We start from the raw sequence: 1,699 nt of genomic DNA, 5'->3' as shown, positions 1-1,699 counted from the left end.
CAAATGCCCGCTAGGAGGACATGATGACTGCTCGTCTTGCCATCGCTGCTACCTTGGCTGCCCTGCTGGTCGCCGGGCCGGCGGCGCTGGCCCAAACTGCAACGAAGCCATCGGAATCGATCTGGAAACCCGCCCCCACCCCGCCCGGCGGCGTCGCTTGGGCAGTGCTGGAAGCGGCCAAGGAAGATCCGGCTGCCGCCAAGGCTGGCGCAATGAAACCGCTCTATCCCGCCACCGTGAAATCGCTCGCCGGCAAGCGGGTGAAGATCAACGGCTATATGCTGCCATTGGGCAAGGGCGCCAACCAGAGCCATTTTGTGCTGCTGGCCTATCCGCCCGATTGCCCGTTCCACCTCAACCCCGGCCCGCAACAGTTCATCGAAGTGAAGGTGGCGAGCGCCATCCCGATGAATTACGACGTGCGTACCATCGAAGGCACGCTGCAATTGGCCGGCGGAGACGGGGCCGGCGTGTTCTACAAGATCAGCGACGGGAAGGAGATGTGAAGGCCCGGGGCTGGCTGTTTTTGGCAGCAGCGTTGCTTGCGGCGCCCGCCAGCGCCGCGCCCCTGCCGCCTGAACTCGCCGCCCGCATCGATGGCCGCATGCGCGAGTGGGCGCAGGCCAATCAGGTTCCCGGCCTGACCTGGGGCATCGTCAAGCGCGGCGAAGGCCTGGTGCATCAGGGCGTGGCCGGCCTTGCCGATGTCACCAGCGGCCGCCCGGTGGAGCCCGATACGCGTTTCCGCATCGCCAGCATGACCAAGGCGTTTACCGCGCTGACCCTCTATGATCTGGCCGCTGAAGGAAAATTGCGGCTGGACGACCGGCTGGTGACCCATGTGCCCGAAGTGGCCGGTTGGGGCGACAGCCTGACCGTTACCGATCTGGTGCATCACATGGCCGGCCTGGTGACCGACGATCCGTGGGGTGATCGCCAGACGCCGCTGCCGGAAGCGGACTTTTCGGCGCTGCTCAAGGCCGGGGTGCCGTTCACCCGCGCGCCCGGCCTCACCCACGAATACAGCAATCTGGGCTATGCCCTGATCGGCCGCACCATCCGCAACGTGAGCGGCCAACCCTTTGAAGCCGAAATCGCCCGCCGCCGGTTCCGGCCGCTGGGCATGGCCAACACCACATTCACTATCGCCGACGTGCCACGCGCCAAGCTGGCCACCGGCTGGCGCTGGGAAGACGGCATCTGGAAGGCCGAGCCGGAGATGGGCCCCGGCACCTTTGGCGCCATGGGCGGCGTGATCACCACCGCGCCCGATTATGCCCGCTGGATCGATCATCTGCTGTCTGCCTGGCCGGCGCAGATCGGCGAAACCGGCCCGCGCGTGACGGTGCGCGCGCTGCTGCGCGGCGAAGGTTCACCGCGCCGTATGATGCGGCCAACGGTTGCCGCCACGTCGCCCTGCAGCATTGCCGTGGTTTATGGCGGGGGCTTGCGCGTGGGGGATGATTGCACCATGGGCCGGGTAGCGTTCCACGGCGGCGGCTATCCCGGCTATGGCAGCCACATGATCATCGCGCCCGACAGCGGCTGGGGCGTGTTCGTGCTGACCAATCGCACCTATGCCGGCCCGTCTGCGCCGGCGTGGGATGCGCTGATCGCGATGAACGATGCCGGGCTGGTGCAAGCCGACGCGGTGCCATTGTCGCCGGCGTTGGCCCGGTTGGTAGAACCGGTCCACACG

Annotated in this window: 2 protein-coding genes; both read left to right on the top strand. The window is 67.0% G+C overall.

The window, feature by feature from the left end; translation table 11 throughout:
• Nucleotides 1–20: 20 nt before the first annotated feature.
• On the top strand, nucleotides 21–506 hold the full coding sequence (locus RMO81_RS09660) for a DUF3299 domain-containing protein (protein WP_310475635.1): 486 nt from the start codon (nucleotides 21–23) through the stop codon (nucleotides 504–506).
• The coding region (locus RMO81_RS09655) for a serine hydrolase domain-containing protein (RefSeq protein ID WP_310475634.1) at nucleotides 503–1,699 on the top strand (1,197 nt) is incomplete at its 3' end. The genes RMO81_RS09660 and RMO81_RS09655, both read left to right, overlap by 4 nt.

It is taken from the genome of Sandarakinorhabdus sp. (assembly GCF_031422795.1).
In the GTDB taxonomy this organism is placed as follows: domain Bacteria; phylum Pseudomonadota; class Alphaproteobacteria; order Sphingomonadales; family Sphingomonadaceae; genus Sandarakinorhabdus.
The sequence above is the reverse complement of the archived record's forward strand: the minus strand, read 5'-3'. Positions and strand labels throughout refer to the sequence as shown.

What these genes read in the sequence shown, in the direction of transcription:
- RMO81_RS09660 (WP_310475635.1), top strand. Translation starts at nt 21, where the DNA reads ATGATGACTGCTCGTCTTGCCATCGCTGCTACCTTGGCTGCCCTGCTG.